1 protein-coding gene is annotated in these 855 nt (G+C 50.6%); it reads right to left on the reverse strand.

What is annotated here, in order from left to right; translation table 11 throughout:
* Nucleotides 1-855: hydantoinase B/oxoprolinase family protein (locus ACWHAR_RS25050; protein ID WP_452088179.1), on the reverse strand; the 855-nt coding region annotated here is incomplete at both ends.

Here is an 855-nt window from a genome sequence, read left to right on the forward strand (position 1 = left end):
ATGTCGATGTGCTGTTCAAGGCTTTCAATCGGCGTATTTTTCAAAAATCCGGAGGCATGGTCAATTCCATCTGCTCCGTCCATGTCATGCTGGCCGCCTCCTCCGCCTCCCATCGGTTCGACCACCGACATCTTCCTGCTGCCAGTTGATTCATCGGGAACCGACAGTACGACAATCGCTGACTGACCGGCGCCTGCTGCAGGCACGGCTTTCGGAAGCGCCTTTGCCAATGCGCCCAGTACAGCATTATAAAGTCTCATCGTGATCGAATGACGAATGCCGACCGCCGCAGGATATTCCGGATGAACCAGCGTACCCTTTGGAGCGATAACTTGGATCGGCCGTGTCAGCCCCCCGTTAATCGGAATATACGGGTCTTCACTTATGATATAGTTGATCAGGCCCTGATATAGAAATGAATGTTTGCTTCCATTGGTGACAAGGTTAAATGCGGTCTTCACCTGAGGATCACAGTCTGAAAAGTCCAATGTGATCTCCCCTCCCGAGACGTTTGCCGTAACAGCCAAGCGGATCGGAACGTCAGAAACCATATCGTCATCAAGATAATCTGAAAAACTGTATGAACCTTCCGGAATCCTGCTGATTACCCGTCCGGCTCTCATCGCGGCTTGTTCGAGCAAATCATCCATTCCTTGTTGGACCGCTTCTTTTCCAAACTTTCCGACCATTTCTGTCAATCGATTCTCCGCCGTATTGACCGCGGCCACCATCGCATGAATATCCCCTTCATTTAAGTCGGGAACCCTGCTGTTTGCCCGCAAAACCTTCAATATATCGCGATTTTCTCTCCCCTTTTTGTAAATCCTTGCCGGCGGTATTCTCAGGCCTTCCTGA

Source organism: Bacillus sp. LR--39, from assembly GCF_053613335.1.